Below are 26,269 nucleotides of genomic sequence, written 5' to 3'. Positions count from 1 at the left end.
TTCCTTCTTTGTCAGCAAGCTAACATATCACTTTCCCAACGTACGACACGGTTGCCCATCTCTTTTTATATTCCCATTGCGGTTCAAAAACGCCAATCGAGATAGTCATTTTCTTGTTAAGAGAGGAACACAGCTCTCTGGCCGACCTGATGTTGAGCCACATAAGAACGCTTCCAATACTCAGGTGCAGGTAATTGGTATCCAGCCCGCCATTTGGCACATCAAAATAAACATCCCCTGCGCTTTCTGATTTAAGCATTAAATCATAAGCGCAGGGTTTGCCATTGATATACAGAATATGACCAAACAGCATATTTCTAAACTCGGAAAAGATAGTCATTAAATTATCAAACTCGTAACAACGCACACGGCCTGCGAATCTTAATTTAAATAGCTGCTGATAGATCCCGGCAAGATCTTCTGAAGACAAATCGTTGCAGTTTTTAACCTCGCCACCGCTGCGGATGAATTTATTAAACTCATTCCTTCTGGCCTTTTCATTTTTTGGTGAAAAAGAGTGTTTAATCCAACAAACCTGCTTTTTTCGCAAAAGAGTATAGGTTGCATTTTTTACATTGATTCGGTTGCCGAGCGACAGCTTATTGGTGCTATCAGGCAGGATGAACTTCTGCTGCTTAGCCATTCACTATGTCGCTACGTATTTTCCCGGTAAACACACCTTTCTTCGATTCCGTATTTTCTGACCGCTTCAGTCGTATCGACCGGCTGTTCAGCCAGTTGACGGGTGACAGCCCCGTGTCCCTGACGCCCCCATACAATTTGCGGCAGACGGACGAGGAGCACTTCGAACTTACGGTCAGTGTTCCTGGCTGGAAGGAGCATGAGCTTGAGATTGAGGCGGCCGGCGGACGCCTGACGGTCTCCGGCAGTAAAGAGAAAACTACCGCTACCAGTGACGATGCCACTGCGGATTCCGCTGGCTCCGGCTGGCTGTACCAGGGCATTCAGCGTGCGGATTTCCGGTTAAGCTACAGTGTCCCTGAGCATATGAAGGTGACGACGGCAAAACTGGAGGACGGTCTTCTCAACATTGCTCTGCGGATGGAAGTACCCGAAAGTGAAAAACCGCAGCGCATTCCGATAGAACATAAACACCGCGCGTCCGACGCGATTGAACATCAGAAATGATGGTACACCTGAAGAGGGCTTATGCCCTCTTCAGTCTGATGTAATGGTGAATTAACCTGCCAATCATTGATTTATATAGCCGTAAATAATTTTCTGTCACGCCCAGACGCTATGCCGATAGCCAGCGTTCCACAAGCCATTCCCATTGACTCGATCCTCCATTTAGGGAGGCACGTTTTCTGCCTCATCTGCGGAGATGAGAGGTATCGGCTGTACGCCACTAAGAGTGTTGTGGGTTATAAAATATAGTGATGTAAAGATAACATTACAGCAATTGTAACTTACGTTTGACGACATTACGCCAATCCCTTAATCTGCGCGGCATAATGTCATTACTAAAAACGTAAATTCAGAGGGAATCGTGAGGAATCGCACTCTTGGCAGTATCTTTATCGTGGCGGGAACCACTATTGGCGCAGGAATGTTGGCAATGCCGCTGGCTTCAGCCGGAGTCGGGTTTGGGGTGACTCTTCTGCTGCTTATCAGTTTATGGGGACTGATGTGCTACACCGCACTGCTGCTGGTGGAGGTTTATCAACACGTTTCAGCCGATACCGGGCTTGGCACCCTCGCCTACCGCTACCTTGGCAGGCCCGGACAATGGCTCACCGGTTTTAGTATGCTGTTCCTGATGTATGCCCTCACGGCCGCGTATATCAGCGGAGCCGGTGAACTGTTAACCGTCAGTCTGAACCAGTGGTTTTCTACCACTCTCCCTGTTTCAACGGGGGTGCTGCTGTTCACTTTGGTTGCCGGAGGCGTGGTCTGCATCGGTACGCATATGGTAGATGTGTTCAACCGCGTGTTATTCAGCGCCAAAATCGTGATGCTGGTCGTCATGCTGGCGTTAATGATGCCGCATATCCACCAGACTAATCTGCTGACTCTGCCAGTGGAAAAAGGGTTGGCGCTGTCCGCTATTCCGGTCATTTTCACCTCTTTTGGCTTCCACGGCAGCGTGCCGAGCATCGTCAGCTATCTGGATGGTAATCTGCGCAAGCTGCGCTGGGTGTTTATCATCGGCAGCGCGATCCCGCTGGTAGCCTACATTTTCTGGCAGCTGGCAACGCTTGGCGCTATTGACTCTGGAGTGTTCAGCGGGCTGCTGGCCCAGCATTCTGGCCTGAACGGTTTGCTGCAGGCGGTTCGTGAAGTGGTTGCTTCGCCGCACGTTGAGCTGGCAGTACATCTGTTTGCCGACCTGGCGTTGGCGACTTCGTTCTTAGGGGTATCGCTGGGGCTGTTTGATTACCTGAGCGATCTCTTTAGCCGCAACCGTAAAGCATCGGGACGGCTGCAAACCGGGCTGATGACCTTTGTTCCTCCGCTGGTCTTTGCCCTGTTCTATCCGCAAGGTTTTGTGATGGCGCTGGGTTATGCCGGAGTGGCGCTGGCGACCCTGGCATTGATTATCCCGTCGCTGCTGGTATGGAAAAGCCGCCAGATACAGGCAGGAGCGGCTTACCGTGTGGCCGGCGGTAAACCGCTGCTGGTTTTAGTGTTTGCCTGCGGCATCGCGGTGATTGTGATTCAGGCGCTGATAGCGGCTGGCGCATTGCCGGAGGTGGGTTAATTACGCCAGCCCGGTGTTCACCCGTTTGCCTATCTCTCTAAGCTGCGAGTATTTCTCAAGCAGCGATGGGCCGTCATCAAGACTCATAGCAAACATCCACAGATAAGTCATAACCGAGTAAATATGCCCGGCGTTCCCGCCCCCTTTCAGGGCCATCAACCAGAGAGTCATGGCGAACAGGAACGCTGCGGCAATGCCAATCGAAAGATAGCCAAAGGCTTCACGATCGGAAAGACGAATACGCACCTGTGCTAAAAAGTTGTAGTGCTTATTGAGCGTGTTCTCACTGGCCGTGCCAACAAAGCCCACCTCTTTCTCCAGCCGATCGTTGAGCTTCTCGTACAGCATTTCGTTCTGGCGCGTGTAGCCGGGCAGAAAGAGCGCGAAGAAAATCAGCACTGCCAGGCACGCCACGCCTGTCCAGAATTCAATAGTCAACAACATCACTACCGCGCCGACCATCGAAGCCACCGAGCTAATCAACAACGGCAGGTGCGTTTCAAAGAAATTAACGAATTCACGTGACAACGTCACACGAGCGGCGATGGTTGAGTGGCTATGGTCATCCTGCCGCTGGGCGAGGATCACCGGCACCGCAAGGCCTGCGTAGATTCTGGCGAAGGTGCGCGTATCCATGCTACGGCGCGCCGCACCGATCGCCCACATCACAAACACCACCAGCGCATACAGTAAAGCATGTAGCGGCTGGCCTTTGATAATGGCATTGATGGCGAAACCGGCCATTAGCGGATACAGCAGATAGATAATGTTTTCGGCGACCACCAGCATCAGGGTAACCACTAATTTTTTGCTGTGCAGGCTGGCGAGTTTCTTTAAAGTATTCAGCGCGCCGCGCGAGGGTTTAAGCGCCGCGGTCGGGATGGTATGCATGACTTTATATTCTTAAATTGTTATTCTTGAGCGGTTGCTCAAGATTGAAAATATTGTATTTGAGCGCTTGCTCAAAGTCAACGAAGGTACGGTGATGAAACAAAAAGCGTCTGTTCTGAAAGAGAATATTCTTGATGCGGCGATAGCCCTGTTTACTGAAAAAGGGGTCGAAAAGGTCACTACCCGCGAGCTAACAGAACAGGTTGGTATTGCACGTAGCCACATTTACCACTACTTCCCGGACTGGCAGACGTTGTGCATTGCAGCCTTTTCTCGCTTTATGTATGCGGAGCTGGAAGCCTTCAGGCAAAAAACGCAGGCGCTTGCTCCCGAGCAGGGTTTGCAGACTTTTGTTGCCGATTATTTACCCGACCGCGCCGATGCGGTGTGGGAGCTGTACGGTTCGCTGTGGCGCCTGGCGGTGCATAACAAGGCGTATGCCGATCTGGCGCTGGCGCTGAGCGAAAAATGGGAGGCGTTGCTGGCCAGCATTATTGCTGCGGGAATTGAGAGTGGCGTGTTTCGTCACACCGATGTCTGGCGTGTTACCCGTCAGCTTGGTTCATTGCTGAACGGGTATTCGGATCGGCTGATTATCGACAGTGCACCGCAGGCTCGTAAGCAGGCTTTAGAGGATATTCAGGCATTTATCCACGATATCTTACTCAACGATAAGTCATTCCCGATGGATTGACCTCGGTTAGCCAAAGTCTTCCCCCTTATTAAAATGGTCATATATGACCCTTTTTATTCCGATTTATTACTACTCAAGGTCTTTTATGATCATTTTTATTGACAAAAGATTATTAATGACCCATTTTTAATAATTATTATGAAAATAGACCATATATGACATATTTCTGGTTTTTAAGGTCATAAATAGTCTTTATTGATGATTATGCTCAATAAAAGGTCAAATATGAACCATAACAATGCTGCACTGGCGGACAAACTGCACGCCATGAGCGAATTATTGAATGACGTTAAAAAAACGCTGCTGCTTCAGGCGCAGGAATCCGACCTGTTGCTAAACGAAAAAATCGTCTCTGAGACGATACATCTTGGGCAGCAACTGAACCAGCGCCGGAAAGATCTGGATATCGATCTGCCAACGCTTGAACTGCAAACGGGGGTATCAGCCTCAACCCTGAAGCGCCTGTTTAAAGACCCCGATCAGGTTAAGTTTGGCACCGTATTACGCGTTGCCGATGCCTTAGGGGTAAAACTATGCGCCGCCGTGTAGCCGTATGGTTATACGGTGAAGCCGTGGGGGAACTGAGCCAGGATGACGGTGGTTTTGCTTTTAGCTATCGCGCAGACTACATCGGCCCGCCGCTGTCGCTGAGTTTGCCGATACACATCGGCCACTTTCACAGCCCAACATTACCCCCGTTTTTCGCATCGCTCGCCCCGGAGGGCTGGTTGAAAATGCGTTACAGCCAGCTACAACAGCGCGACGAACAGGATCTACTCGGTATGCTGATCGATAACGGCAAAAATCTGATTGGCGCGGTACAGCTGGTTAGCCTACAGGAGGAGTAACAACGATGCGTTGCCATATTCTTTTGACTCCGCTGGTGCAGGCTAAGGAGCAGGCATCCGGCTATTCAACCAGAGGCCTCAAGCACCTGACGGGCTCCGCCAGAGTTAACCCGCAGCTGGGTTTTACGCGCAGCGAGTTTATTCATGAGCTGCCGAAAGCCCAGCGTGGGATGAGTATTTCCGGCTATCAGCCGAAATTACAAATGGTCGTGCGTGAAGACGAATTTGCCGTAGTGGAGCACCAGGGCGAGTATATCCTCAAGCCAAGCCCTGCTGAGTTCCCACATCTGGCAGAAAACGAACACGCGACCATGACGCTGATGGCGCGGCTGGGTTTTGATGTCCCTCCCCACGGGCTGGTAAGTTTTGCGCCGGAAACGAATGCGGCTGAACGAGAGCTGGCTTTTGCCATCCGCCGCTTTGATCGCGACAGGCATACGGGGGCTGCAATTCATCAGGAGCAGCTGGATGCCGCCATGAATATCGGCGAGAAATACGGCAAAACGGGAAACGATGGCAGGCAGTATGTGAGCTATCAGCAGCTGGCAGAATTTCTGACGCAGCATGTGAACAACAACCTGGCCTTCAAAATCGACCTGTTCCGCCGTATCGTCTATGCCTGGCTGCTGGGCAATAACGATATGCACCTGCGCAATTTCGGCCTGATCCATCCGCGCATCGGGGAGCCCAGGCTGTCACCCGTTTATGATTTTGTCTCCGTCGCCCCCTACCCGGCGATTTTTAGTTCGGGTTTTTTGGCGCTGCCACTGCTCCGCTGTGAAGAGGGTGACAGGGAATTAGCGCCAGGTTTTAAAACGGCGTATGGCGAATATCTGGGGATGGATTTTCTGGCACTGGGCTCTGGGATGGGCCTCGCCAGTAAGCTGATTGTTAAATTGTTTCACGATCTGCAAAAAGAGAGCCGGATCGTCGACGCGGTTTATCGTGACTCGTTTATGCCCGCAGGCGATGTGGAAGCGACGCTGCGTTGTTATCACCAAAGGCTTGATCGTTTGCAGCGCCTGGATGAAGCGGAGCTGCAGAACGGCGGGTAAATCAATACCCGCCTTAACGTTCAGACTCAGAAGGTTTCCCAGTTTTCGTTACTATCGCTGGCGGATGTTTTACGGTTTAAAACCGGGGCGATAGCCCGTTTCGGGACCACGCTATGGGATTCGGTTTTCGCCTCCTGATTAATACGGAACACCGCAACCGCCTGCGTCAGACGGCTGGCCTGCTCTTCCAGCGCGCAGGCCGCTGCCGCGGACTCCTCAACCAGTGCGGCGTTTTGCTGCGTCACGCGGTCCATCTCAGAAACGGCCAGCCCCACCTGGTCGATGCCACGGCTCTGTTCGTCAGATGCGGAGGCAATTTCACCCATGATATCCGTTACGCGCGTCACAGCATTGACGATCTCATCCATAGTTTCACCCGCGCTTTCCACCAGCGTAGAACCGGTATCCACTTTATTGACGGAATCTTCAATCAGGCTCTTAATTTCTTTCGCAGCTTGCGCACTACGGCTTGCCAGGTTACGTACTTCACCGGCAACCACGGCAAATCCACGCCCTTGCTCACCGGCACGAGCGGCTTCTACCGCTGCATTCAGTGCCAGAATATTGGTCTGGAAGGCAATGCCGTCAATCACGCTGGTAATATCGGCGATTTTTTTCGAGCTGCTGGCGATGTCGTTCATGGTGCGGACCACGTTATCCACCACTTTACCGCCCTTTTGCGCCGTCTCTGAGGCACTCAGCGCCAGCTGGCTTGCCTGACGGGCATTCTCCGCGTTCTGCTTCACGGTCGCCGTCAGCTGTTCCATGCTGGCCGCCGTTTCTTCAAGTGAAGCCGCTTGCTGCTCGGTCCGCGCGGAGAGATCGTTATTGCCGCTAGAGATTTCGCTGGCACCGCTATAAATCGCATTCGCGCCGTTACGAACATTGCTTACCGTATTCATTAGCTCAGACTGCATATGACGCAGCGTGCTTGCCAGCTGCCCCATCTCATTGGTGCCTTCCACATCAATAGTGCGCACCAGGTCGCCGCCCGCAATATGGCGAATGCTCTCAATCAGGCGATGGAGCGGCGCAATCAGGGCTTTTCTGATGCCCACCCAGACAATAATAATGGCCGCCGTAACCAGTATCAGAATCACCACAAGAAGCCAGATGGCCTGCGAATAGGAGCGGTTATTGTCATCAACCGCCTGTTGATACAATCCATCATTCTGCAACAGGTAATTGAGGTACTCTTTCTCGAAACCATCCTGGTATTTCTGCGTTGGCTGGTCGAAGAATTCATTAATTTTGCCCGCCCCCAGCAGCTGAATCAGCTCGGCCAGCGCACCGTGATAAATGGCGTAGTTGCGTTTGATCTCAGTAATGGACTCTTCACTCTGGCGTGGATCGCGTGGCAGCGCTTCATATTTGGCCCACTCTTTTTCCGCCTGTTTCAGTGACTGGCTGGCCGTCAGCATCAGTTCATTGACCGTCGAACCGCTACCGGTATTGTTGGTATCCATCATATGGCGAATACCGGCACGGTTTAGCGTGTTACGGGTTTGCAGTAATGCCACCCAGCTGCCGTTAAGCGTGGACTGCTGCTGGCGAATAGTTTGCAGCACGGTGAAATTTTCTTTGTCGTTTTTCAACGAGTTAAAGAACAGCCCGCCGGACGTCATTTGTAATACACCAAATAAACCCAGCACAAATAGCAGGCTGGTGACAATTTTTATGCGATTTAACATGCTTTTATCTTCTCATGACCACAGAAGCATATAGTTTCGGCACTTAGCGCTAAAACTTTATGCTGCGTCGATGAGAATCATATTTTAGCTGCGCTCAATATCTTTCGCGGCTTGATCCAGGGTGTCGATAATTTTGTACAGCGTCTCCCTGGGCAAATCGCTCTGGCCGAGCCGGGTGTTGAGCGCCATTTTAAAGTTATGGATAGCACGCTGTATTTCGGGAAGCCGACGGTTATCACCCAATACAGCCAACGATTCAAGCTTCGCGATGACAGGGCCGAGACGTGCTTGCTGAGCGGCAAGTTCAGTCTGGCCCTCCCCGGTTAACATCCACGCTTTTTTACTGCTGTCGCTCTGCACGGCGGTGATAAACCCCATCTCCTCCAGTAACGAGAGATTCGGGTAGATAATCCCGGGGCTTGGCACATATTCGCCTTTGGCCGTCGCTTCAATAGATTTAATTAACTCATAGCCGTGTGCGCTGCTGTCAGACAGAAAATGCAGAATCAACAGACGGATATCGTTGGCGTCAAACAGGCGCTCACGGCGCATTCTCGCTTTGCCTTCCATGCTGCCATGCTCGTGCTGCCCATGGGCACCGGGTAAGCCATGCCGCTCGTGAGATTCATGTTTCGCGCAAAAATGATGGTGATTCATATTTGTTTCCTTTTTTATTTGTGATGCCAGTAAGCCACCGCACGCACGTAATCTGCATCCAGGCCTCGGTTTTCCAGCAGTTCATCACTCAGTTGCTTCACATCACGCCCTTCTCCGGTAAGCCAGATGAAATAGTCAGTCTCCGGGAATTCAATAGTGCTGATGCGGCTGGCAATTGCGTCAGCGTCGAGCCACTCAACCTGTGCGTGGGCAAACTCCTGCAAATAATCGAGGGGCTGAGCGTGGTGGCTATTAACCAGCACTATGGGTTTGATATGCGCAGGCAACGCGGCTAAACGACGGCGTACCGCGGGTAAACCGCTTTCATCGCAGACATAGAGCTGGAAAGCGTAATCAACCGGCACCACCAGCGATCCTCGTGGCCCGCCAATAAGCAGCGCATCGCCCACTCCCGCTTTTTCCGCCCACATGCTTGCCACGCCGCCAGCGTGAATATAAAAATCCAGCGTCAGCTCGTTTAACTCAGCATCAAAGGCCAATGGCGTGTAGTCGCGTGAAAGTGGACGTGGCCCTTCCCCCCAGACAATACCGTCATCGGTGACCGAGGGCCGTATAAATTCCCCTCCTTCTGGTGGGAAAAAGACTTTCACGTGGTCATCAAAACCCTGTGAGGAAAAGCCAGCCAGCTCCGGGCTGGTGAACACAATACGGTGAAAACAGCCGGCCACCGTGAGTTTGCTTTTGACGATAAGCTCGCGAAATTTGATTTCATTTTTGACGCGCTGTGGAAGTTTCGGCTTGCTTTGTAAGATCATAAGTTTCTCATTTCTTGCTGTTTAAGATATATCATAGATATGTTTTAGCATGTAAAGATGAGATTGTCGTTGTCAATTATTGCCATTTTGCAAGCCGACATATGCTTAAAATGCGCTCAATTTCACCAGTTCGCCTTGCCGGTCTCAGATTGACAAACCCTTACCAGGCCGCGCTTTCAATTTACAGTAAGGGGTGCCTACACTGCAGCTGGCAGTCGCTGCCAGTTCACACTCCATTCATTTATCACCAACAGTCCAGGAGGTTTGCAATGTTTCCTGAGTACCGTGAATTGATCGACAAACTAAAATCCGCTAACCCGCACTTTCTCAGCTTGTTTGACAAGCACAATCAGCTCGACGACGAGATCTTACGTAAGGGAGGGCCGCAAGGGACGGGATACAACGAAAAGGTCGTACAGATGAAAAAAGAGAAACTGCGGCTGAAAGATGAGTTGTATCAGATGTTGAAGCAGGCCAGTCGGTAGCTTCGTTTGTTAAGGAAGGGGAACGCCCCTTCCTTTGCGTCTCAGGCTATGGGAACCTGGAGATGCTATGATCGTTTTTGCAGGTGACGTAAGCTTCCATACAGTGACAGCAGAAGCTGGTACTCCTCAGCATCAAAAAACTGACAGCTGCCACGACCATACTCTTTCGCCACTTCAACAGCAAATTTGGTTACCAGCGCAATATCGACTTCATGACTGGCACCAGTACCGCAGCCCGGCACTACCGATTCCGTCGTGATCGCCACACCTACCACTGGAGCACTGGTTACCGTTGAGGGCTGTAGAATACTGTTCAGATGATATATACCGTTACCGTAAGGTGTTACGTCCTGCGTAGTGATGGGGAACGTCACCGCCGGTTTACCGCTGGTCATTTCCATAATGCGCAGTAAGTCTTCCGCTACACGCAAGATGTAACCTTCTTTAACCGTAGGCGAAATAGCATACCCTTTATGATTGATAATGCGGTTGCCTTTGGTGGTATCAAGAGAAAGAATGGCATCAACATCATCGGCTACTTCGTTAGCGTTCATGGTTACATCATCGACTGGTGAATCCATAAAATCTACGGGCTCGTGCGGGCGAGTTGGCGCATTAGGGCAAATATGTGTGGTGATAATAACATCACCTGCGGTGATATCTCCTTTTCGCTGCATATCAGCCAGTTTTAGAGCGCAGGCAAGTGCTGCAATCGCACCGTCACCATCTGATACCAGGCCAATACGTCCCGGACGCGCACCGACTCCACCAAGGCGACCAATAATTCCCAGCGTTGGTGCTGTGCCGCCGCTGCTTTTTCCCTTGCTACCCGGCACGATAATACGTACAAAATCCGTGCCGCCTTTCGGACTAGCAACCCGAGATGTGCTAGCGGTAATACCAGTATAGGGAACGAATAAATCCACAATATCCTGCCCGCTTACATATGCACTATCAATAAGTTCAAATACCGTTAATGTTTGTTGCAAACTCATTATAAAACCCTCTTATAATATCGCGCCGGACATTATGCCTGACGGCCAAAAACACATGAATGTGCAACCAGCGTGTAATATTGGCTGAAAGAGATCTGCGGCTGGTTCCATATTATTTCCTGGCAACAAACATAGAGGTAAAGAAGTTATAAAGCGCATCACCTGCAATAAAACCTGCTGCCACAACCTCCATGGGTGTACGCCCTTTCTCACCCCAAAGACGGATAATAATAATACGTAGAGCGATACCGCAGATCACCGCCCAACCGGCCATCACACTGTTAATAAGCAAACCGGTTGCCAACAGCACGCCAGCTTGACGTTTCGGGCCACCAATAAGCTGAATCAACGCGCCTGGAATTGCCCACAGAAGCAGGCTATGAGCGATTCCAGGCTGCGCGCCAGCCTGGATAGTTTTGGCAAATACGCGCGCAACAGGCGGCACTAAATCCTGAGAGAAGTAACCAGAATGCGCATACCACACCACCGGAATAGCGATAATAAACGCCAGTAAAGCGGCAATTAACTGAACCCGACGCCCGGACAATTCCGCGCTCAAATCCTGACCGTAACCGCGGAGAATAAACCCCGCTTTTAAATCAAATCCCATATCAGCAAACGCGGGGCCGGTTGCCGCAGTAAAACCGGTTAATACGCACAATGCTAACGGAGGAAAACCAATCAAAATCCCAACGATCAACGTGATTAATGCCACTGCAAATGCTGGAAACCAACCGGAATGCATCGCGGCGATTCCAACAATCAACTCGTGGAAGAAAGCGGCAAAAGCAGCATAAATAACAAAAGCGATCAGCATAACAACCGACATTTCGCTATACAGCCCAGCGCTCAGTGCCAGAAGTACAGCGATGGCAAGATACCCAAAAGTCCCAAGCCTGAGAGCCTTACGTACTTCTGTGGCGGGCTGGGTCAATAGGGTTCTGCTATCAGTAGATTTTTTAACGCGAACAACCTGAACCACCTGAAGCAACGAAACAAGTCCCGCTCCCACCATCATACCGTGCGGAATATACAAAACATTGAGATCTAACCCGGCAACCGGCTGTGTATAAGCGCGAACAAGCAATCCGATGCCGAACATACTGAGCGCCCAGATGTTACCGATAAATGCCGTACCAAAAGCGGCCATAGGGATTTTAGCCATCGCCCCCGCAAGACCAATCAGTACGCCTGCGACTAATAGCCAGGCCTGACGACCCCCCTTATCCCCCGCTTTAATGGCTTCAGCCGCCGCGAGGCCTGGTGGCCAGGCATGACTGGCAGGAAAAACCCTGGTGTCGAAAAGGCGATAAAGCAGATAGGCATCAAGTAACATTGCCACAGCCACACCAGCAAACATGGGCATAATCAGTTGTGGTTGCCCCATCACATAAGGAATCGCGATCGGCATTAGCAGGCTGTTTGCGGCACCAAACGTTGCCGAGGAAATTACGGTTTGCGCCAGGTTTTGCGTATGAATTGAGCGATAACGTTTAAAAATATGTAGCGGGAGGCGTGCCAGCAGCATGGCAAACAAAGCGCCGATAATCGAAGTATTAGGCGTCATGCCTAAAGTCGTAATCAGCTGTACGCCGATAACTGCTCCTGCAACAGACAACAGAATCATCACGATGAGAGTACCAATATCGTTTAACTGATTTTCCTTTTTGTTTTTAATCTGTTGATGTGACATAAAGCTCCTGATATTGAGTAGATATGCCATGGAATAATGAATGCCGGCCTGATATTACTGCGATATATCCTGTGCAATGAGTAAACTGTGATATAGGCGATAGAATAGAATTAATAAGCTGCGCTAATAAATAATAAATTGAGAGTGCCAGTAATATCTCTTTTGCCACATTCCACAATACAGTCATAATAACAATGTAATTACTGCGTAATTAAAATGAAAATAAATCCACTGTCGACTGCCGTCAAGATGCTTATCTTTTTATCTGTACTGGGAAAAACAAATTAAAATCCTTAGCCTGAACGTTCCGGCTATTTAATAAGGAGGGATCCTGGCAGATATAGAGGGGATTAATAATGCTACATGCAGAAAATCCAGCATAAGAATTGGATAAAATATTATGTAAAGTGGCTGCAATCCGATAACAGCCATCTACCTTATGGCTAGTGCTTAATCATCACATGGCGGATCACGGTGTAATCCTCAAGGCCGAACAGCGACATATCTTTACCGTAACCGGAAAGCTTTTGCCCGCCATGGGGCATTTCGCTAACCAGCATAAAGTGGGTATTTACCCAGGTGCAGCCATACTGCAAGCGAGCGCTAAGACGGTGGGCTCGCCCCACATCCTGCGTCCAGACCGAGGATGCCAGCCCGTAGCTGGAATCGTTCGCCCAGCCCAGCACCTGCTCTTCGTCATCAAACGTTGTCACGCTGACCACCGGGCCAAACACCTCTTTTTGCACGATGTCATCTTCCTGCTTCGCACCGGCCAGCAGCGTGGGCTGGAAGTAATATCCTGGCCCCTCGACTTTTGCTCCGCCCGTCACCACTTGCACATGCGGTAGCGCTTTGGCCGCATTAACTGCATTACTGACCCGTTCAAGATGGGCGGCGGAGCTCAACGGCCCGAGTTCGGTAGATTCATCATCAGGCGCGCCATATTTCAGGCTGCTGACGGCCTCGCCCAGCTTCTCAACGAGTTTGTAGTAAATCCCTTTCTGAGCGTAGATACGGCATGCGGCGGTGCAATCCTGCCCTGCGTTGTAATAACCAAAGGTGCGCACACCTTCTACAACCGCATCTAAATCTGCATCATCAAACACTATCACCGGCGCTTTGCCGCCCAGTTCCATATGGGTGCGCTTAATCGACGGTGCGGTATGGCTGATGATGTGCTCGCCGGTGGCAATCGAACCGGTTAGCGATACCATACGCACTTTATTATGTCCGGTCAGCGCATCGCCGACCGTCTGCCCACGGCCAAACAGCACGTTTAACACACCCGCCGGGAAAATATCTTTTGCCAGCTCGGCAAGTTTAAAAGCGGTAAGCGGGGTGATTTCTGAGGGCTTGATCACCACGCAGTTTCCTGCGGCAAGCGCTGGAGCAAGTTTCCAGGCCGCCATCATTAACGGGTAGTTCCACGGGGCGATCGATGCCACCACGCCGACCGGATCGCGGCGGATCATCGAAGTGTGCCCGCTCAGATACTCTCCCGCCGCCAGGCCATTCAGGCAGCGGCTGGCCCCGGCAAAGAAGCGAAACACATCCACCACCGCCGGAATTTCATCATTGAGTGCGCAGTGATACGGCTTACCGCAGTTTTGCGACTCCAGACGAGCAAATACCTCACCATGTTGTTCAATCACATCCGCCAGCTTGAGAAGATATTCCGCACGCTCTTTCGGCGTGGTTTGCCCCCAGTTGGAAAAGGCGCGATCCGCAGCCAGCACCGCCTCGTTTACCTGATCCGCTGTGGCTTCGGCTATTTCCAGCAGCACCTCACCGGTCGCCGGATTGTAGACCGGTAATTTTTCACCCAGGCCTTGCACTAACTGGCCGTTAATTAACAGTTGGCTTTGCATAGTGATACCCTTTCGTTATTTACCGCTATCCGCGACTTCATCTCCGCCACGGCTCAGTCAGTACGCCCCTAAAATCGGAATGGAAGGTCTGCCAGCCGTCAGTGCCCAAACCCATCAAGGCCTCAATCAGGCTGTAAGAGGTGCGCCGGAATCGGGCAATGACGTTGTTAAACACAATAACCACGCAAAACCTTGCATACCCCACCACGATGGTGAAAAAACCCGGTGCAAAATTCATCATTTTGAATACCGTCAGCAGCGCCAGGCCGGTAATAATCAGCAATAGCGTGATAACGTTTTTGCCAAAGAACCCCCATCGCCAGGGTACCGAGGCTCAAAGCAAGTATAGTTGCCAGCGCGAGGAAATTTCACCGGGATGTGATAGACAACTCACTCCCCCACGCCGAAGCTTGATTGCCGGGAAGTAAATGATCTCTGGCTGATGTTCTACTCTTAAAGCTGCTGTTTATTATCATCAGGAGACAACATGACTATATCTGCACGTAACCAGCTTACCGGTACGGTCAGCCGCATCGCCGATGGCGCGCTCAATGACGAGGTTGAACTGACGTTAGCAAGCGGCGGTAAACTGGTGGCAATGGTGACTCGCTCGAGTCGGCAAGCCTTAGATCTGAAACCCGGTAAAGAGGCCATTGCCCTTATCAAAGCACCGTGGGTGATGCTGGCCACTGAGAATTGCGGTTACCAGTTTTCTGCCCGTAACCAGTTTCCCGGAACGGTACTCTCGTTATTGCGTGGGGCGGTGAATACTACCGTTAACGTGACTATTGATGGCGGCCCCGAGTTAACCGCGGTTATTACCAACGAAGCTGCGGATGAAATGGCGCTGGAAAACGGCACCCGTTTAATCGCCCTGATTAAAGCCTCTTGCGTATTGCTGGCGGTAAAGCCGACAGCCTGAGGCCAGGTTAACCGACTCGAGATGCCATACGGTTTCGCAAACTGGGTAAACGTAGGGCCACCCGGTAAAACAGCCGATGCTATTCGGGGCTGTTAATCCGGTAGTACGGTACTCCATTTTCACGCCTTAATTTGGTCGTGAATTAAATCAGCGAGCGTGACCACAGCCTGCCGTTCACGCTCCCCCAAAGCCCATGAAGCGTTGAGGCGAAAATAGTTATGCCAGCCGCCCCCGGTAGTAAACATTTTCCCCGGCGCAATACTGATTTTATGGGCGATGGCCTGTTCGCTCAGCAGGTTGGCATCCATATACTCCGGCAGCTCAATCCAGAAAAAATAGCCGTGTTCACTATGATGGAGCTTAACTTGTGCCGGCAAATGTTGATGCAGCTCCTGCCAGATTTGCTGTTTACGTTCCGCCAGAGTGCGCCGCAGTTTGCGCAGATGGCTGTCATAGCGCTTCGTCGCCAGGTAATCGGCCAGCGCCAGCTGCATCGGTGAACTGGTGGAAAGCGTGCTCATGAGCTGAAGTTGCTGAATACGGCGCGCATGTTTTCCCGCCGCTACCCAGCCAATGCGGAACCCCGCCACCAGGCATTTAGAGAACGATGAACAGTGCAGCGTGATACCCCGTTCATCGTAAGCGCGTGCCGGTAACGGGGGTTCGCGTCCGTAGTACAGCTCGCTATACACGTCGTCTTCTATCAGCGTCACATTATGCTGTTGCAGTAACTCAACCAGCTGCCGTTTCTTTTCGGGTGACAACGTCACGCCTAGCGGATTTTGACCGTTGGTCATTAACCAGCAGGCTTTCACCGGATAGTCGTTGAGCACCTGTCCAAGTGCCGCCAGGTCGATACCGTGTTGCGGATCGGTGGCAATAGAAAGCGCTTTTAAACGCAGGCGTTCCAGCGCCTGAAGCGCACCATAGAAACACGGGTTTTCCACAATCACCCAGTCACCCGGCTCGGTAACCGCCTGCAGGCTCAGGTTCAGCGCTTCAAGAGCGCCAGCGGTGATGACAATTTCGTCCGGTGACACCTGCATTCCGTGCCGGGCATAACGCCGTGCAATGGCGTGGCGCAGAGCTTCATTGCCCGGCGGTAAGTTTTCAATCACGCTCATGGCGGTTGCCGTTTTGCTGACGGTCACCAGCGAGCGATTCAGCTGCTGAAGCGGAAACAGGCGCGGATCGGGAAATGCCGAGCCAAATGGCACGACGCTGGCGTCACAGCTGGCCTGCAACATATCATAAATATAGGTATTAATATCTACAGCTTCGTCACGCATGACTTTCACAGGCGCAACCGTGGCACGCCCTGCCGGGCGAGACGCCACGTAATAACCAGACTGTGGCCGGGCAACAATCACGCCCTGGCTTTCGAGCGTCTGATACGCATGGCTGACGGTCATAAAACTCATGCCGCTGAGGGTTACCTGCTCGCGCAGCGACGGCAGTTTGTCCCCCGGCAGCCATGCACCAAGGGTAATCTGGCCTATAATTTGCCGGGCAAGCTGCTGGTATTTTTTCATTTATCGGGTGGTTCTGTTCTATATCAGTGAACTAAAAATACGCTAATTCATTCAACTGTTATAGCCAAATAACCGCTTTCTGTTGCTGCTCAATACCATGAATAACCCTCGTAAGAATTGCTTGCCAGCGCTGGCTTTGATCTTTAGATTGGCGGGCTGATATCGCGAGGGAGAAACGGAGATGACTTATCTTTGGCTGGTAGTGGCCATTGCCGCGGAAGTAATTGCAACGACTTCACTGAAACTCTCAGAGGGCTTTAGCCGTTTGTGGCCAAGCGTAGTCACTATCGTTTTCTACGGCGTGGCGTTTTATTGCTTATCGATAACCATGCGTACCATCCCAACCGGAATTATTTATGCGATTTGGTCGGGTGCAGGAATTGTGTTGATTGGCGCCGTGGGCTGGATTTTTCTGGGACAGAAGCTCGACTGGCCTGCGATAGCGGGCATGGCGTTAATTATTTTGGGAGTGCTGGTAATTAATCTGTTCTCAAAATCAGTCGCCCATTAATCTCGCTTCCAGCACCAGATAAACCCCCTGGCCGATTCACGCGCACAGGAATCGGCCAGGGGTGATATATCGTTACTTGTCGCCGAAATGAATCACGGTACGAATCGATTTTCCTTCATGCATTAAATCGAACGCTTCATTGATTTGTTCAAGCGGCATACGGTGCGTGATAAACGGGTCGAGATTGATTTTTCCCACCATCGCGTCTTCCACCATGCCTGGCAACTGCGTGCGCCCTTTCACGCCGCCAAATGCTGAACCGCGCCATACGCGGCCGGTGACCAACTGGAATGGACGGGTTTTAATTTCCTGCCCAGCTCCCGCCACGCCGATAATCACGCTTTCTCCCCAGCCTTTATGGCAGCATTCCAGTGCGGAACGCATAACGTTCACGTTGCCGATACATTCGAAGCTGAAGTCCACGCCGCCGTCGGTCAGTTCAACAATCACGTCCTGAATCGGCTTCTGGTGATCTTTCGGGTTGATGCAGTCCGTGGCGCCCATTTCCCTCGCCAGTTTGAATTTGTCCGGGTTGGTGTCAATGGCCAGAATACGCCCGGCTTTCGCCTGCACCGCCCCCTGAATTACCGCCAGCCCAATACCTCCCAGGCCAAACACCGCAACGGTATCACCCTCTTTTACTTTTGCCGTGTTATGTACCGCACCGATACCGGTAGTGACACCACAGCCTAGCAGGCACACTTTATCCAGCGGGGCCTGCGGGTTAACTTTTGCCAGTGAGATTTCCGCCACCACGGTGTATTCGCTGAAAGTGCTGGTGCCCATATAGTGGTAAATTGGCTCGCCGTTGTAAGAAAAACGGGTGGTACCATCAGGCATCAAACCTTTGCCCTGGGTGGCGCGTACGGCCTGGCACAGGTTAGTTTTACCGGATTTACAGAACTTACACTCGCCGCACTCTGCGGTGTACAAAGGAATAACGTGATCGCCTGGTTTCAGGCTGGTCACGCCCTCGCCCACTTCCATCACAATCCCGCCGCCTTCATGGCCGAGAACCGCCGGGAACACGCCTTCAGGATCGTCACCGGATAAGGTGAATGCATCCGTGTGGCATACGCCGGTATGGGTGATTTTTACCAGCACTTCGCCTTTCTGCGGCGGGGCTACATCAATTTCAACGATCTCAAGCGGTTTACCCGGGCCAAATGCAACAGCTGCACGTGATTTCATTTTTTTCTTCCGTCGTCAGGTGGGAGTGAGTTTTATTTTAGATAAGAGCGGATCAAATGCGCGACTTCAGCCATTCGTGCGGCGCGCTGATCTTCGGTGGTTTCCCCGGCGACCAGCTCGTCTTTCAGATGGATTTCCATCATCTCGGCCATCAGGCCGTTTGCCGCACCGCGAACGGCGGCAATTTGTTGCAGGATGGCAATACAGGCGTCACCCTTTTCCAGCGCGCGTTCCAGCGCCTCTGTCTGCCCGCGGATGCGGCGTACACGCGTCAGAATACGTTTTTTATCTTCAGGTGAATGTGGCATGCGCGCCTCCTGATACTGTAGGGGGGTATCGTACATGAATTTTGTGTTGATTGATAACTTCGGGTGGGTACCGTTATTAAGGATTAAAAAGGCCGCTGTGTTACGGCCTCTTGAAGGAGCAGGGACTAATCCTTTTTTCCTGGCATCATGCGCAGCAAGGTATTGTCTTTCCAGACATAATGGTGAAACAGCGCGGCGAAGGCATGAATACCGATCACGAAGTAACCCATATTGGCGATCAGCTGGTGGTAGCCCTTGACGGCAAATTCCCTATCTTCATCGGCTTCAGCCGCATGCGGCATTGGGATCCCCAGCACCGACCAGTCGCTGCCTTTGAAGTAGACCGTAGTAAAGCCCAGAATCGGTAGCACGATAAACATCAGATAGATAATGGTGTGCACTAAATGGGAGATCCCCGTAATAGCAGGGTGAGGTTTCGGTGTAATTTGAGGGGCGCGATATTTAATGCGCACTAACAGACGTGCAATCATCAAAAAAAAGACGCCGATCCCGCAAGTCACATGGGTGGCATTAAACAATGGCCGGTACGAACGCGGCGCAAAGCCTTTCAGCTCCATCGCGCAATACGCTCCCACTATCAATAAAAAAACCAGCCAATGAAGAGTTATCTGTAACGAGGTATATTTGTTGCGCATTCCGGAGTCCTGCTCGGTGACAATGATTTTTCGAAGATAACGGTAAACACTCAGAAAATCATTAACATCTGGTGAAATTATCTAACATTCAGAACGAATGCCACTTACAGAGGGGAAAACCACGGTTAGTTCGCAGGGGGGATTAAATGCAGTCGAGAGGGAATCAAAAGAGCCTCTCCCCGCGCGAATATCGCAGGGAGAGGTGTTAAAACTTTATTTCAGCAAACGTACTTTAACCGATTTGCCTTTAATTTTACCCTGCTGCAGCTGCTTCCACGCATGGCGTGCCACAGACTCACGAATCGCAACATACACGTGCATCGGATGCACATCGATTTTGCCGATATCTGTACCGTCCAGCCCCATATCGCCGGTCAAGGCGCCGAGAATATCCCCCGGACGCATTTTTGCTTTCTTGCCACCGTCGATGCACAGTGTCGACATGGTTGCCTCAAGCGGTTTGATACTGCCACCCGTAGGTGCCGGCTGCCAGTTGAGGGATAAATTCAGCATGTCAGCCAGTACGCTGGCGCGCTGCGCTTCTTCCGGCGCACACAGGCTGATGGCTAAGCCACTCTCCCCGGCGCGGGCGGTACGGCCGATGCGGTGCACGTGAACTTCCGGATCCCAGGAAAGTTCATAGTTAATGACCATCTCCAGCGCCTTGATATCCAGACCACGAGCGGCAACGTCGGTGGCTACCAGCACGCGGCTGCTGCCGTTAGCAAAACGCACCAGCGTCTGGTCGCGGTCGCGCTGCTCCATATCACCATGCAGCGCCAGCACGCTTTGATTGCTCTCCGTCAGGGCGTCACAAACCGCCTGACAATCTTTTTTGGTATTGCAGAACACCACACAAGATGCGGGCTGATGCTTGCTCAGCAGCTTTTGCAGCAGGCTGATTTTGCCACTGCGTGAGATTTCATAAAACTGCTGCTCAACGGCAGGCAATTCGTCAACGGAATCAATTTCGATAGTTTCCGGTGCGCGCTGCACGCGGGAGCTGATCGATGCAATGGCTGTTGGCCACGTGGCCGAGAAAAGCAGCGTCTGACGATCCTGCGGCGCATGGCCGATCACCTCGTCAATGGCGTCAGCAAATCCCATATCCAGCATACGGTCTGCTTCATCGAGCACCAGCGTTTGCAGGGCATCAAGCTTCACCGTCTCTTTTTTCAGGTGATCCAACAAACGGCCCGGCGTGGCGACAATCACATGCGGCGCATGCTGCAGTGAATCGCGCTGCGCGCCAAACGGCTGTCCGCCGCACAGCGTCAGCACCTTGATATTGGGCATATAGCGCGCCAGGCGACGCAGCTCTTTAGCCACCTGGTCTGCCAGCTCGCGCGTTGGGCACAATACCAGCGACTGAGTAATAAACTGGCTTGCATCAATATGTTGCAGTAAACCCAGGCCAAAGGCGGCGGTTTTACCACTGCCGGTTTTGGCCTGCGCACGGACATCTTTCCCAGCCAGTATTGCGGGTAACGCGGCCGCCTGAACAGGCGTCATGGTGTGGTAACCAAGCTCGGTAAGGTTGGCGAGTTGTTCTGCTGGCAGAACGTTCAGGGTAGCAAAAGATGTCACAGTTATACTCTCAATTAATGGGCTGTCAGACAGCGTCTGGCGCGCATATTAGCAGAATCGCAGGTACAACGCGGCATTTTCCGGCATAAATCGTACCGCCAGCGGGAATAACAAACAGCAATAGAGTCAGTTTTTGCCACGCTATTATGTTTACCATTATGACTGCACGAGTGGGCTGCGCACATGGCAATGCCGATGGATTTATTTGGCAGAGGATAAAAATAACGACATTATTGCTACATTAACCACTGGTCGGATTTCTTATCGTTAATGACAGTGAGAATCTGCTGAGGGTTACCATAAATAAAAAAGGGTTGTTATGAAAAAGTTAATGATAGCAGTTATCGCTACCGTGGTTTTATCTGGCTGCGCGCAGCAACGTTTCACCATCAATAAAGAGATTGCTGAAAAACCTCAGCAAACCACGACGCACCACTTCTTTGTTAGCGGTATTGGCCAAACCAAAACTATTGATGCGGCTGCGGTATGTGGCGGTGCAGATAAAGTTGTTCGTACGGAAGTTCAACAGACTTTCGTGAACGGCTTACTGAGCTTTGTTACGTTTGGTATTTATACCCCGCGTGATGCTCGCGTTTACTGCGCTAAATAAATTTTACTGCCAGTGCCATGCGCTGGCTTTAATCAAACTACAGGGTTATACGACAAGATATTTTCAATGCTACGTGGATTTAAAATCGCCCTGCTCTGTTTAGCGTTTGTGATTCTGGCATGGCTTCTGATACTGATAAATACCTTCGCGCCCCCCGCTCACTCTTTTCACTTCCTTAATAAAATTGAGGCGATTAACTGAATTTATTTAGCTTAATTATTGTCGCAAATATATTTAACCAGAGCGATCGGCTAAAGATTTGTTTAAGGAAGGATAGAGAGCGTATGGAAGAGTGAGAACCATTTTAAGATGGTTGTTTTGGTCCGCCACCGGAGCCTCGAACCCCGTACTACAACACTGCTGTTGCCGCTCTTCCCGATGAGCTAGTGGCGGTTTGGTAACACCGCCGGGCATGTCCCTTACAATCGCTTACTTCAAGCAGGGATAAAGACCGGCGGCGCATAATACATAAGTGAAATTGCCCATGCAATCACTAACAATCCAGCGCCGTCATGTTTTTGCCCGCTTCATTGGTCATTCAGCCAGCCCCACAATGGCAAATCGCTGCAAAACGTGCTGGTATTCGTCGCGCCAATCCGTACCATACACGCCAGTATTACGCGTTATGCGTGTTGGTTTAGCCTGAGAAATCCATGACCAGTCAAAAAGAAATTTATAACCTGAACAAATTACAGAAACGCCTGCGCCGTAACGTAGGTGAAGCGATCGCTGATTACAATATGATTGAAGAAGGCGACCGCATTATGGTCTGCCTGTCCGGTGGCAAAGACAGCTATACCATGCTGGAAATTCTGCGCAATTTGCAGCAGAGCGCGCCGATTAATTTCAGCCTGGTCGCCGTCAACCTCGATCAGAAACAGCCGGGCTTCCCTGAGCATATTCTGCCGGCATATCTGGAAAGCATTGGCGTTGAATACAAAATTGTCGAAGAGAACACTTACGGAATCGTTAAAGATAAGATCCCTGAGGGTAAAACCACCTGCTCTCTGTGCTCTCGCCTACGCCGCGGCATTCTTTACCGTACAGCGACCGAGCTGGGGGCGACCAAAATCGCGCTTGGCCATCACCGTGACGATATCCTCCAGACGCTGTTCCTCAATATGTTCTACGGTGGCAAGCTGAAAGGCATGCCGCCAAAATTGATGAGCGATGATGGTAAGCATCTTGTGATTCGCCCGCTGGCCTACTGCCGTGAAAAAGATATTGAGCGCTTTGCCACCGCACGTGAGTATCCGATTATTCCGTGTAACTTATGCGGTTCACAGCCTAATCTGCAACGTCAGGTTATTGGCGAGATGCTGCGTGACTGGGATAAGCGCTATCCTGGCCGCATCGAAACAATGTTCAGCGCCATGCAGAACGTCGTGCCGTCGCATCTGTGCGACACCGAGCTATTCGATTTCAAAGGCCTGCAACACGGCGCTGAAGTCATTGATGGCGGCGATTTAGCCTTCGACCGTGAAGAGTTGCCGATGCAGCCTGCGGGCTGGCAACCAGAAGATGACGACAGCGAGATACCGGTACAACGGCTGGATGTTATCGAAATCAAATAAAGCCTCTTCCCTCGCCAGAAGTTGCAGAGATAACTATCGGCTCAGGTGAACGGAAAACCGGCGAAACTTACAAATCTCACCCTGACAGATTGCCAGAGTGAGGTGCAAGTTGTTATGTATAAGAGGCCTCCCTTATCTGAGAGAGGGAGGCATCTACATATGCGGTGGCGGATCGATAATAGGTCTGGGATCGGGTTCTACGGGTGGATCCGGAATCGGCTGGGGTTTTGGAATCGGATCGGGTGTTGGGGTAGGTTCACCCGGAAACGTCGGGTCGCTCATAAGCATACTTCTGGAATCAGTCATTATTGCCTCCTGTCATCACTCCTTTTAAGCATAGACTACATAGCACAGACAAAAAAAAAGCCGACTAATAGTCGGCTCGTACGAATCAATTGTGCTATGCAGTAATTCTAAAAAAGGAAGTAAGACAATATGGAGCGCAACGCCCATCGCTTGACGTTGCATTCACCTGCGAGAGAGATAGTGCCTTGAACCGGCGTTCCATTTATTGACCTTGCGCAAATATCGCCGCCTTTTTTCATCGGCATAATGTTAAAAATGTTAAATTTTACAACCATTTACTACGATGTAACCACCAGGCAACACCGCCTATAACAACCACCAACATGATACAGAACAGGCTGAAGCCCAAATGCCAGTCGCCGCCCGGGATGCCCCCTAAATTCACGCCAAATAGCCCGGTTAAAAAGGTGCTGGGTAAAAAGACCATCGCCATTAATGACATGGTGTAGGTTCGTCTGCCCATCGCTTCCTGCATCATCTGTGCAATTTCATCAGCCATCACCGCCGTACGGGCAATACAGGCATCGATTTCATCCAGCCCGCGCCCTAATCTGTCGGAGATGTCCTGCATCCGGCGACGGTGATCGTCAGTCATCCACGGTAAACGTTCGCTTGAAAGACGGGCATACACATCGCGCTGGGGGGCCATATAGCGGCGCATAACGATTAGCTGTTTGCGTAGCAGCGCAAGAAACCCGCGCGGTGGAATTTGCTGATCCAACAGGTTATCTTCCAGGTCGATAATTTTGTCATGAAGCTGTTCAATAAACTCACTGGCGTGATCGGTCAGCGCATCACACACATCCACCAGCCAGCTTCCGCAATCCGTTGGGCCGGTACCTTTTTTAAGATCGTTTATCACATCATCCAGCGCCAGCACCCGGCGCTGCCGGGTTGAGACAATGAGCCGCTCATCAATGTATAAACGCATGGCTACGAGCTGGTCCGGCCGTTCATCCGTGCTGCCATTGATGCAGCGCAGCGTGATTAGCGTCCCCTCCCCGATCCGCGTCACTCGCGGGCGCAAACTTTCCCCCGCCAGGGCATCACGCACATAATTGGGCAGCAAAGGCGTTGTCGCAAGCCACTCAGCGCTTTCGCTATTGGCGTAATTTAAATGCAGCCAGGCGGGATGCCCGGCATCAATGGTATCGTTAACTTCAATCGTTTCGACCCCACCTTTGCCGTCCAATTGCCAGGCTAATACGGCATCCGGCACATTTAATTGCTGTCCCTTAATGGTTTCCACTGCATTATCTCCACGCGTTACCCATCTCTGATGTCAGTCTAGCCATCTTCTTTTGTTATGTAACTCGAAAATAAATGCAAACGCGCTGAATTTATTCAATAAAAAATGTTACATTTATGTTGTTTTTTTCCCTTCAGACATGCCGTGCGGCATACGGAGATGATGTTTGCCAGTAAGACGTAGCGATTCGCTTAATTTAGACCTTCGCCTGAAGACCATGCGCCAGCGGGCGATCACCGTCAGCGGCCCCTGGTTTTTGTGGATTAACCTGTTGTTCAGCCTGTTTATTTTAGGCAGACACTACTTTTCGCCGCTTGAGAAAACCATCAGCCTTACCGACGCATTTCCCGTGCTGGAAATACTGATGGGGCTGATACTGGCTATCTCATCCTCAACCATATTCATTTTGCGCATGGCGTACGACCAGCACGCCGAATGGCTGAGCAAGCTGCTGTCCGGGGCATTGATTGCTATCAGCGCGTTATGGATGGGCTGTTTTTATCTGCTGCTGGCCAGTGGTGATTCGCGAATTGTGTTCCCCTTCGCCGCCCTGCTGATTTTCACCGCGCTGATTTCACTCTATTTTGATGGTCGCGTGTTGCTGAGTTTTACCCTGCCCATCTGGGTGGTGATACTGTTCTGTAACTTTATCTATCCCTCTGACCTGACCCTGCTAAACGCGCTGCTCTATCTCCTTCTGGCCGGCCTGTTTGAGTCCGGGCGGCGGATTTTACGCAGCTGGTTTGTTCTGGCTATCCGTCGTGAACAAGAAAACCGAGTGTTAATTAAACAGCTACAGGATCTGGCCAACCTCGACCCGTTAACCGGCATCGCCAATCGTCGCTCGTTCCATCTGCTGCTGGATAAAGCCATGCAGCGTCAGCAGCAGTGCCACACACCGCTATCTTTAGTGATGCTGGATGTTGATTACTTCAAGAAGTATAACGACCATTATGGCCATCAGGCCGGTGACGAGTGTCTGGTGAATATTGCTCAGTGCCTTGTGGCGGCAACCCGTTCAACGCAGGATGTCGTGGCACGCTTTGGTGGTGAAGAGTTTATTATACTGCTCCCGGAGGCCACCGAGCAGCAGGCGATAGAAGTGGCGGAGCGGATCCGGCAGAAACTCCAGGCGCTGGCCATTCCTCATGTGGGGTCGCCAGTCACGGGGTATGTGACTACCAGTATGGGAATCGCCAACCTCAGGCCGGAAACTACCAGCACGAGGCTTATCGCGCAGGCTGATGCCGCGTTATATAAAGCCAAAAAACACGGCCGCAACCAGTGGCAAACTTTTAGCGATGAATAAATGAGAGAACAATGAAAATTGGCGTACTGTTTCCGATAGCCATCATTATTGCGGCGCTGGTATTTATCACCTGGTTTATCGCCGGTGGCTATGCAACTTCCGCTTCCTGAAAGCATCAGGCCTCGATTTCGGGACCTGA

The 26,269-nt window shown here is 51.3% G+C and carries 28 protein-coding genes and 1 pseudogene; 13 read left to right on the top strand and 16 right to left on the bottom strand.

Translation table 11 applies throughout. The features are described 5' to 3' along the window. Positions 1-19: 19 nt before the first annotated feature. Entirely contained in the window at positions 20-643 is a 624-nt protein-coding gene (locus tag EHN07_RS00580) for a GNAT family protein (RefSeq protein WP_124022294.1), read from the bottom strand. Positions 644-648: 5 nt separating this feature from the next. Here EHN07_RS00580 and EHN07_RS00575 point away from each other — a divergent pair, with 5 nt between their 5' ends. Both EHN07_RS00575 and tyrP read left to right on the top strand, forming a co-directional pair. Beyond that, on the top strand, positions 649-1,149 hold the full coding sequence (locus EHN07_RS00575; RefSeq protein WP_124022293.1) for an Hsp20 family protein: 501 nt from the start codon (positions 649-651) through the stop codon (positions 1,147-1,149). 361 nt (positions 1,150-1,510) lie between these two features. Next, positions 1,511-2,722 carry a tyrosine transporter TyrP gene (tyrP, locus tag EHN07_RS00570; protein WP_124022292.1) on the top strand — a complete coding sequence of 404 codons (1,212 nt, stop codon included), beginning with the start codon at positions 1,511-1,513 and terminating at the stop codon, positions 2,720-2,722. Here the strand turns inward: tyrP and EHN07_RS00565 are convergent, their stop codons facing one another. Next, positions 2,723-3,613, bottom strand: coding sequence for an ABC transporter six-transmembrane domain-containing protein (locus tag EHN07_RS00565; RefSeq protein WP_124022291.1), 891 nt, complete (start codon positions 3,611-3,613; stop codon positions 2,723-2,725). It abuts the gene before it with no gap. A gap of 94 nt (positions 3,614-3,707) precedes the next feature. On the opposite strand from EHN07_RS00565, the gene EHN07_RS00560 reads away from it, so the two are divergent. The 4 genes from EHN07_RS00560 (at position 3,708) to EHN07_RS00545 (ending at position 6,210) form a co-directional block, all read left to right on the top strand. Then, positions 3,708-4,307, top strand: coding sequence for a TetR/AcrR family transcriptional regulator (locus EHN07_RS00560; RefSeq protein WP_124022290.1), 600 nt, complete (start codon positions 3,708-3,710; stop codon positions 4,305-4,307). 225 nt (positions 4,308-4,532) lie between these two features. Then, positions 4,533-4,856, top strand: coding sequence for a helix-turn-helix domain-containing protein (locus EHN07_RS00555; RefSeq protein ID WP_208646961.1), 324 nt, complete (start codon positions 4,533-4,535; stop codon positions 4,854-4,856). Beyond that, positions 4,841-5,155, top strand: a complete 315-nt coding sequence (locus tag EHN07_RS00550) for a HipA N-terminal domain-containing protein (protein WP_124022289.1) — start codon at positions 4,841-4,843, stop codon at positions 5,153-5,155. The genes EHN07_RS00555 and EHN07_RS00550 overlap by 16 nt, the downstream gene beginning before the upstream one ends. A 5-nt stretch (positions 5,156-5,160) precedes the next feature. Next, positions 5,161-6,210 carry a type II toxin-antitoxin system HipA family toxin gene (locus EHN07_RS00545; RefSeq protein WP_124022288.1) on the top strand — a complete coding sequence of 350 codons (1,050 nt, stop codon included), beginning with the start codon at positions 5,161-5,163 and terminating at the stop codon, positions 6,208-6,210. A 26-nt stretch (positions 6,211-6,236) separates the two neighbouring features. Here EHN07_RS00545 and tsr read toward each other — a convergent pair whose 3' ends face one another. The 3 genes from tsr to EHN07_RS00530 form a co-directional block, all read right to left on the bottom strand. Beyond that, a complete protein-coding gene (gene tsr, locus EHN07_RS00540; RefSeq protein WP_124022287.1) occupies positions 6,237-7,901 on the bottom strand; it encodes a methyl-accepting chemotaxis protein in 1,665 nt (554 codons plus the stop codon). Between the two features lie 84 nt (positions 7,902-7,985). After that, entirely contained in the window at positions 7,986-8,558 is a 573-nt protein-coding gene (locus EHN07_RS00535; RefSeq protein ID WP_124022286.1) for a PadR family transcriptional regulator, read from the bottom strand. A 14-nt stretch (positions 8,559-8,572) separates the two neighbouring features. Beyond that, positions 8,573-9,334 carry a siderophore-interacting protein gene (locus tag EHN07_RS00530; protein WP_124022285.1) on the bottom strand — a complete coding sequence of 254 codons (762 nt, stop codon included), beginning with the start codon at positions 9,332-9,334 and terminating at the stop codon, positions 8,573-8,575. A 269-nt stretch (positions 9,335-9,603) separates the two neighbouring features. Here EHN07_RS00530 and EHN07_RS00525 point away from each other — a divergent pair, with 269 nt between their 5' ends. Further along, positions 9,604-9,819, top strand: coding sequence for an HP1242/YdcH family protein (locus tag EHN07_RS00525; protein ID WP_124022284.1), 216 nt, complete (start codon positions 9,604-9,606; stop codon positions 9,817-9,819). Between the two features lie 65 nt (positions 9,820-9,884). On the opposite strand, the gene EHN07_RS00520 is transcribed toward EHN07_RS00525, so the two are convergent. From EHN07_RS00520 to EHN07_RS00505, 4 genes and pseudogenes are all read right to left on the bottom strand, one after another. After that, positions 9,885-10,814, bottom strand: coding sequence for a DUF1177 domain-containing protein (locus EHN07_RS00520; RefSeq protein ID WP_124022283.1), 930 nt, complete (start codon positions 10,812-10,814; stop codon positions 9,885-9,887). A 112-nt stretch (positions 10,815-10,926) separates the two neighbouring features. Then, positions 10,927-12,507 carry an OPT/YSL family transporter gene (locus EHN07_RS00515; protein WP_124022282.1) on the bottom strand — a complete coding sequence of 527 codons (1,581 nt, stop codon included), beginning with the start codon at positions 12,505-12,507 and terminating at the stop codon, positions 10,927-10,929. A gap of 443 nt (positions 12,508-12,950) precedes the next feature. Beyond that, positions 12,951-14,375, bottom strand: a complete 1,425-nt coding sequence (patD, locus tag EHN07_RS00510) for an aminobutyraldehyde dehydrogenase (RefSeq protein WP_124022281.1) — start codon at positions 14,373-14,375, stop codon at positions 12,951-12,953. Positions 14,376-14,457: 82 nt separating this feature from the next. Continuing rightward, positions 14,458-14,734 (bottom strand): annotated as a pseudogene (locus EHN07_RS00505) (ABC transporter permease subunit); the annotation flags it as partial. Between the two features lie 128 nt (positions 14,735-14,862). Between EHN07_RS00505 and EHN07_RS00500 the strand changes: the two are divergent. After that, positions 14,863-15,297, top strand: coding sequence for a TOBE domain-containing protein (locus EHN07_RS00500; RefSeq protein ID WP_124022280.1), 435 nt, complete (start codon positions 14,863-14,865; stop codon positions 15,295-15,297). A 119-nt stretch (positions 15,298-15,416) separates the two neighbouring features. On the opposite strand, the gene EHN07_RS00495 is transcribed toward EHN07_RS00500, so the two are convergent. Beyond that, complete coding sequence (locus EHN07_RS00495) at positions 15,417-16,829, bottom strand: aminotransferase-like domain-containing protein (protein ID WP_124022279.1); 1,413 nt, start codon at positions 16,827-16,829, stop codon at positions 15,417-15,419. Positions 16,830-17,010: 181 nt separating this feature from the next. Between EHN07_RS00495 and EHN07_RS00490 the strand changes: the two genes are divergently transcribed. Then, complete coding sequence (locus tag EHN07_RS00490) at positions 17,011-17,340, top strand: SMR family transporter (protein ID WP_124022278.1); 330 nt, start codon at positions 17,011-17,013, stop codon at positions 17,338-17,340. A 72-nt stretch (positions 17,341-17,412) separates the two neighbouring features. On the opposite strand, the gene EHN07_RS00485 is transcribed toward EHN07_RS00490, so the two are convergent. The 4 genes from EHN07_RS00485 to dbpA all read right to left on the bottom strand — a co-directional run bounded on the left by EHN07_RS00485 (position 17,413) and on the right by dbpA (position 21,082). Beyond that, positions 17,413-18,531: an S-(hydroxymethyl)glutathione dehydrogenase/class III alcohol dehydrogenase gene (locus EHN07_RS00485; protein WP_124022277.1), complete on the bottom strand. Its 1,119-nt coding sequence runs from the start codon at positions 18,529-18,531 to the stop codon at positions 17,413-17,415. A gap of 32 nt (positions 18,532-18,563) precedes the next feature. Then, a complete protein-coding gene (locus EHN07_RS00480; protein WP_124022276.1) occupies positions 18,564-18,839 on the bottom strand; it encodes a metal/formaldehyde-sensitive transcriptional repressor in 276 nt (91 codons plus the stop codon). A 125-nt stretch (positions 18,840-18,964) separates the two neighbouring features. Next, on the bottom strand, positions 18,965-19,495 hold the full coding sequence (gene cybB / locus EHN07_RS00475) for a cytochrome b561 (protein WP_124022275.1): 531 nt from the start codon (positions 19,493-19,495) through the stop codon (positions 18,965-18,967). 213 nt (positions 19,496-19,708) lie between these two features. After that, the gene (dbpA, locus tag EHN07_RS00470) at positions 19,709-21,082 is read right to left on the bottom strand and encodes an ATP-dependent RNA helicase DbpA (protein WP_124022274.1); all 1,374 of its coding nucleotides are present in this window, start codon (positions 21,080-21,082) and stop codon (positions 19,709-19,711) included. Between the two features lie 319 nt (positions 21,083-21,401). Between dbpA and EHN07_RS00465 the strand changes: the two genes are divergently transcribed. Both EHN07_RS00465 and ttcA read left to right on the top strand, forming a co-directional pair. Continuing rightward, positions 21,402-21,692, top strand: coding sequence for a Bor family protein (locus EHN07_RS00465; protein ID WP_124022273.1), 291 nt, complete (start codon positions 21,402-21,404; stop codon positions 21,690-21,692). A gap of 653 nt (positions 21,693-22,345) precedes the next feature. Next, a complete protein-coding gene (gene ttcA / locus EHN07_RS00460) occupies positions 22,346-23,266 on the top strand; it encodes a tRNA 2-thiocytidine(32) synthetase TtcA (protein WP_124022272.1) in 921 nt (306 codons plus the stop codon). Between the two features lie 153 nt (positions 23,267-23,419). Here ttcA and ynaL read toward each other — a convergent pair whose 3' ends face one another. Together ynaL and zntB are read right to left on the bottom strand one after the other, a co-directional pair. After that, positions 23,420-23,572: a proline-rich small protein YnaL gene (gene ynaL / locus EHN07_RS20435; RefSeq protein WP_167467252.1), complete on the bottom strand. Its 153-nt coding sequence runs from the start codon at positions 23,570-23,572 to the stop codon at positions 23,420-23,422. Positions 23,573-23,837: 265 nt separating this feature from the next. Then, positions 23,838-24,821: a zinc transporter ZntB gene (gene zntB / locus EHN07_RS00455; protein ID WP_124022271.1), complete on the bottom strand. Its 984-nt coding sequence runs from the start codon at positions 24,819-24,821 to the stop codon at positions 23,838-23,840. A gap of 166 nt (positions 24,822-24,987) precedes the next feature. Here zntB and EHN07_RS00450 point away from each other — a divergent pair, with 166 nt between their 5' ends. Beyond that, a complete protein-coding gene (locus tag EHN07_RS00450; RefSeq protein WP_124022270.1) occupies positions 24,988-26,130 on the top strand; it encodes a GGDEF domain-containing protein in 1,143 nt (380 codons plus the stop codon). 11 nt (positions 26,131-26,141) lie between these two features. Continuing rightward, on the top strand, positions 26,142-26,240 hold the full coding sequence (locus EHN07_RS20420; RefSeq protein ID WP_148085457.1) for a YoaK family small membrane protein: 99 nt from the start codon (positions 26,142-26,144) through the stop codon (positions 26,238-26,240). Positions 26,241-26,269 lie beyond the last annotated feature (29 nt).

It is taken from the genome of Buttiauxella warmboldiae, from assembly GCF_003818135.1.
Classification (GTDB): domain Bacteria; phylum Pseudomonadota; class Gammaproteobacteria; order Enterobacterales; family Enterobacteriaceae; genus Buttiauxella; species Buttiauxella warmboldiae.
This window is presented reverse-complemented; position numbering and strand designations above follow the sequence as displayed.

What these genes read in the sequence shown, in the direction of transcription:
- EHN07_RS00545 (WP_124022288.1), top strand. Translation starts at nt 5,161, where the DNA reads ATGCGTTGCCATATTCTTTTGACTCCGCTGGTGCAGGCTAAGGAGCAG.
- EHN07_RS00490 (WP_124022278.1), top strand. Translation starts at nt 17,011, where the DNA reads ATGACTTATCTTTGGCTGGTAGTGGCCATTGCCGCGGAAGTAATTGCA.
- EHN07_RS00495 (WP_124022279.1), bottom strand. Translation starts at nt 16,829, where the DNA reads ATGAAAAAATACCAGCAGCTTGCCCGGCAAATTATAGGCCAGATTACC.
- EHN07_RS00515 (WP_124022282.1), bottom strand. Translation starts at nt 12,507, where the DNA reads ATGTCACATCAACAGATTAAAAACAAAAAGGAAAATCAGTTAAACGAT.
- tsr (WP_124022287.1), bottom strand. Translation starts at nt 7,901, where the DNA reads ATGTTAAATCGCATAAAAATTGTCACCAGCCTGCTATTTGTGCTGGGT.
- cybB (WP_124022275.1), bottom strand. Translation starts at nt 19,495, where the DNA reads ATGCGCAACAAATATACCTCGTTACAGATAACTCTTCATTGGCTGGTT.
- EHN07_RS00480 (WP_124022276.1), bottom strand. Translation starts at nt 18,839, where the DNA reads ATGCCACATTCACCTGAAGATAAAAAACGTATTCTGACGCGTGTACGC.
- EHN07_RS00550 (WP_124022289.1), top strand. Translation starts at nt 4,841, where the DNA reads ATGCGCCGCCGTGTAGCCGTATGGTTATACGGTGAAGCCGTGGGGGAA.
- patD (WP_124022281.1), bottom strand. Translation starts at nt 14,375, where the DNA reads ATGCAAAGCCAACTGTTAATTAACGGCCAGTTAGTGCAAGGCCTGGGT.
- ynaL (WP_167467252.1), bottom strand. Translation starts at nt 23,572, where the DNA reads ATGACTGATTCCAGAAGTATGCTTATGAGCGACCCGACGTTTCCGGGT.
- EHN07_RS00580 (WP_124022294.1), bottom strand. Translation starts at nt 643, where the DNA reads ATGGCTAAGCAGCAGAAGTTCATCCTGCCTGATAGCACCAATAAGCTG.
- EHN07_RS00520 (WP_124022283.1), bottom strand. Translation starts at nt 10,814, where the DNA reads ATGAGTTTGCAACAAACATTAACGGTATTTGAACTTATTGATAGTGCA.
- EHN07_RS00565 (WP_124022291.1), bottom strand. Translation starts at nt 3,613, where the DNA reads ATGCATACCATCCCGACCGCGGCGCTTAAACCCTCGCGCGGCGCGCTG.
- EHN07_RS00555 (WP_208646961.1), top strand. Translation starts at nt 4,533, where the DNA reads ATGAACCATAACAATGCTGCACTGGCGGACAAACTGCACGCCATGAGC.
- EHN07_RS00575 (WP_124022293.1), top strand. Translation starts at nt 649, where the DNA reads ATGTCGCTACGTATTTTCCCGGTAAACACACCTTTCTTCGATTCCGTA.
- EHN07_RS00465 (WP_124022273.1), top strand. Translation starts at nt 21,402, where the DNA reads ATGAAAAAGTTAATGATAGCAGTTATCGCTACCGTGGTTTTATCTGGC.
- EHN07_RS00530 (WP_124022285.1), bottom strand. Translation starts at nt 9,334, where the DNA reads ATGATCTTACAAAGCAAGCCGAAACTTCCACAGCGCGTCAAAAATGAA.
- EHN07_RS00500 (WP_124022280.1), top strand. Translation starts at nt 14,863, where the DNA reads ATGACTATATCTGCACGTAACCAGCTTACCGGTACGGTCAGCCGCATC.
- EHN07_RS00485 (WP_124022277.1), bottom strand. Translation starts at nt 18,531, where the DNA reads ATGAAATCACGTGCAGCTGTTGCATTTGGCCCGGGTAAACCGCTTGAG.
- ttcA (WP_124022272.1), top strand. Translation starts at nt 22,346, where the DNA reads ATGACCAGTCAAAAAGAAATTTATAACCTGAACAAATTACAGAAACGC.
- EHN07_RS00560 (WP_124022290.1), top strand. Translation starts at nt 3,708, where the DNA reads ATGAAACAAAAAGCGTCTGTTCTGAAAGAGAATATTCTTGATGCGGCG.
- EHN07_RS20420 (WP_148085457.1), top strand. Translation starts at nt 26,142, where the DNA reads ATGAAAATTGGCGTACTGTTTCCGATAGCCATCATTATTGCGGCGCTG.
- EHN07_RS00535 (WP_124022286.1), bottom strand. Translation starts at nt 8,558, where the DNA reads ATGAATCACCATCATTTTTGCGCGAAACATGAATCTCACGAGCGGCAT.
- EHN07_RS00525 (WP_124022284.1), top strand. Translation starts at nt 9,604, where the DNA reads ATGTTTCCTGAGTACCGTGAATTGATCGACAAACTAAAATCCGCTAAC.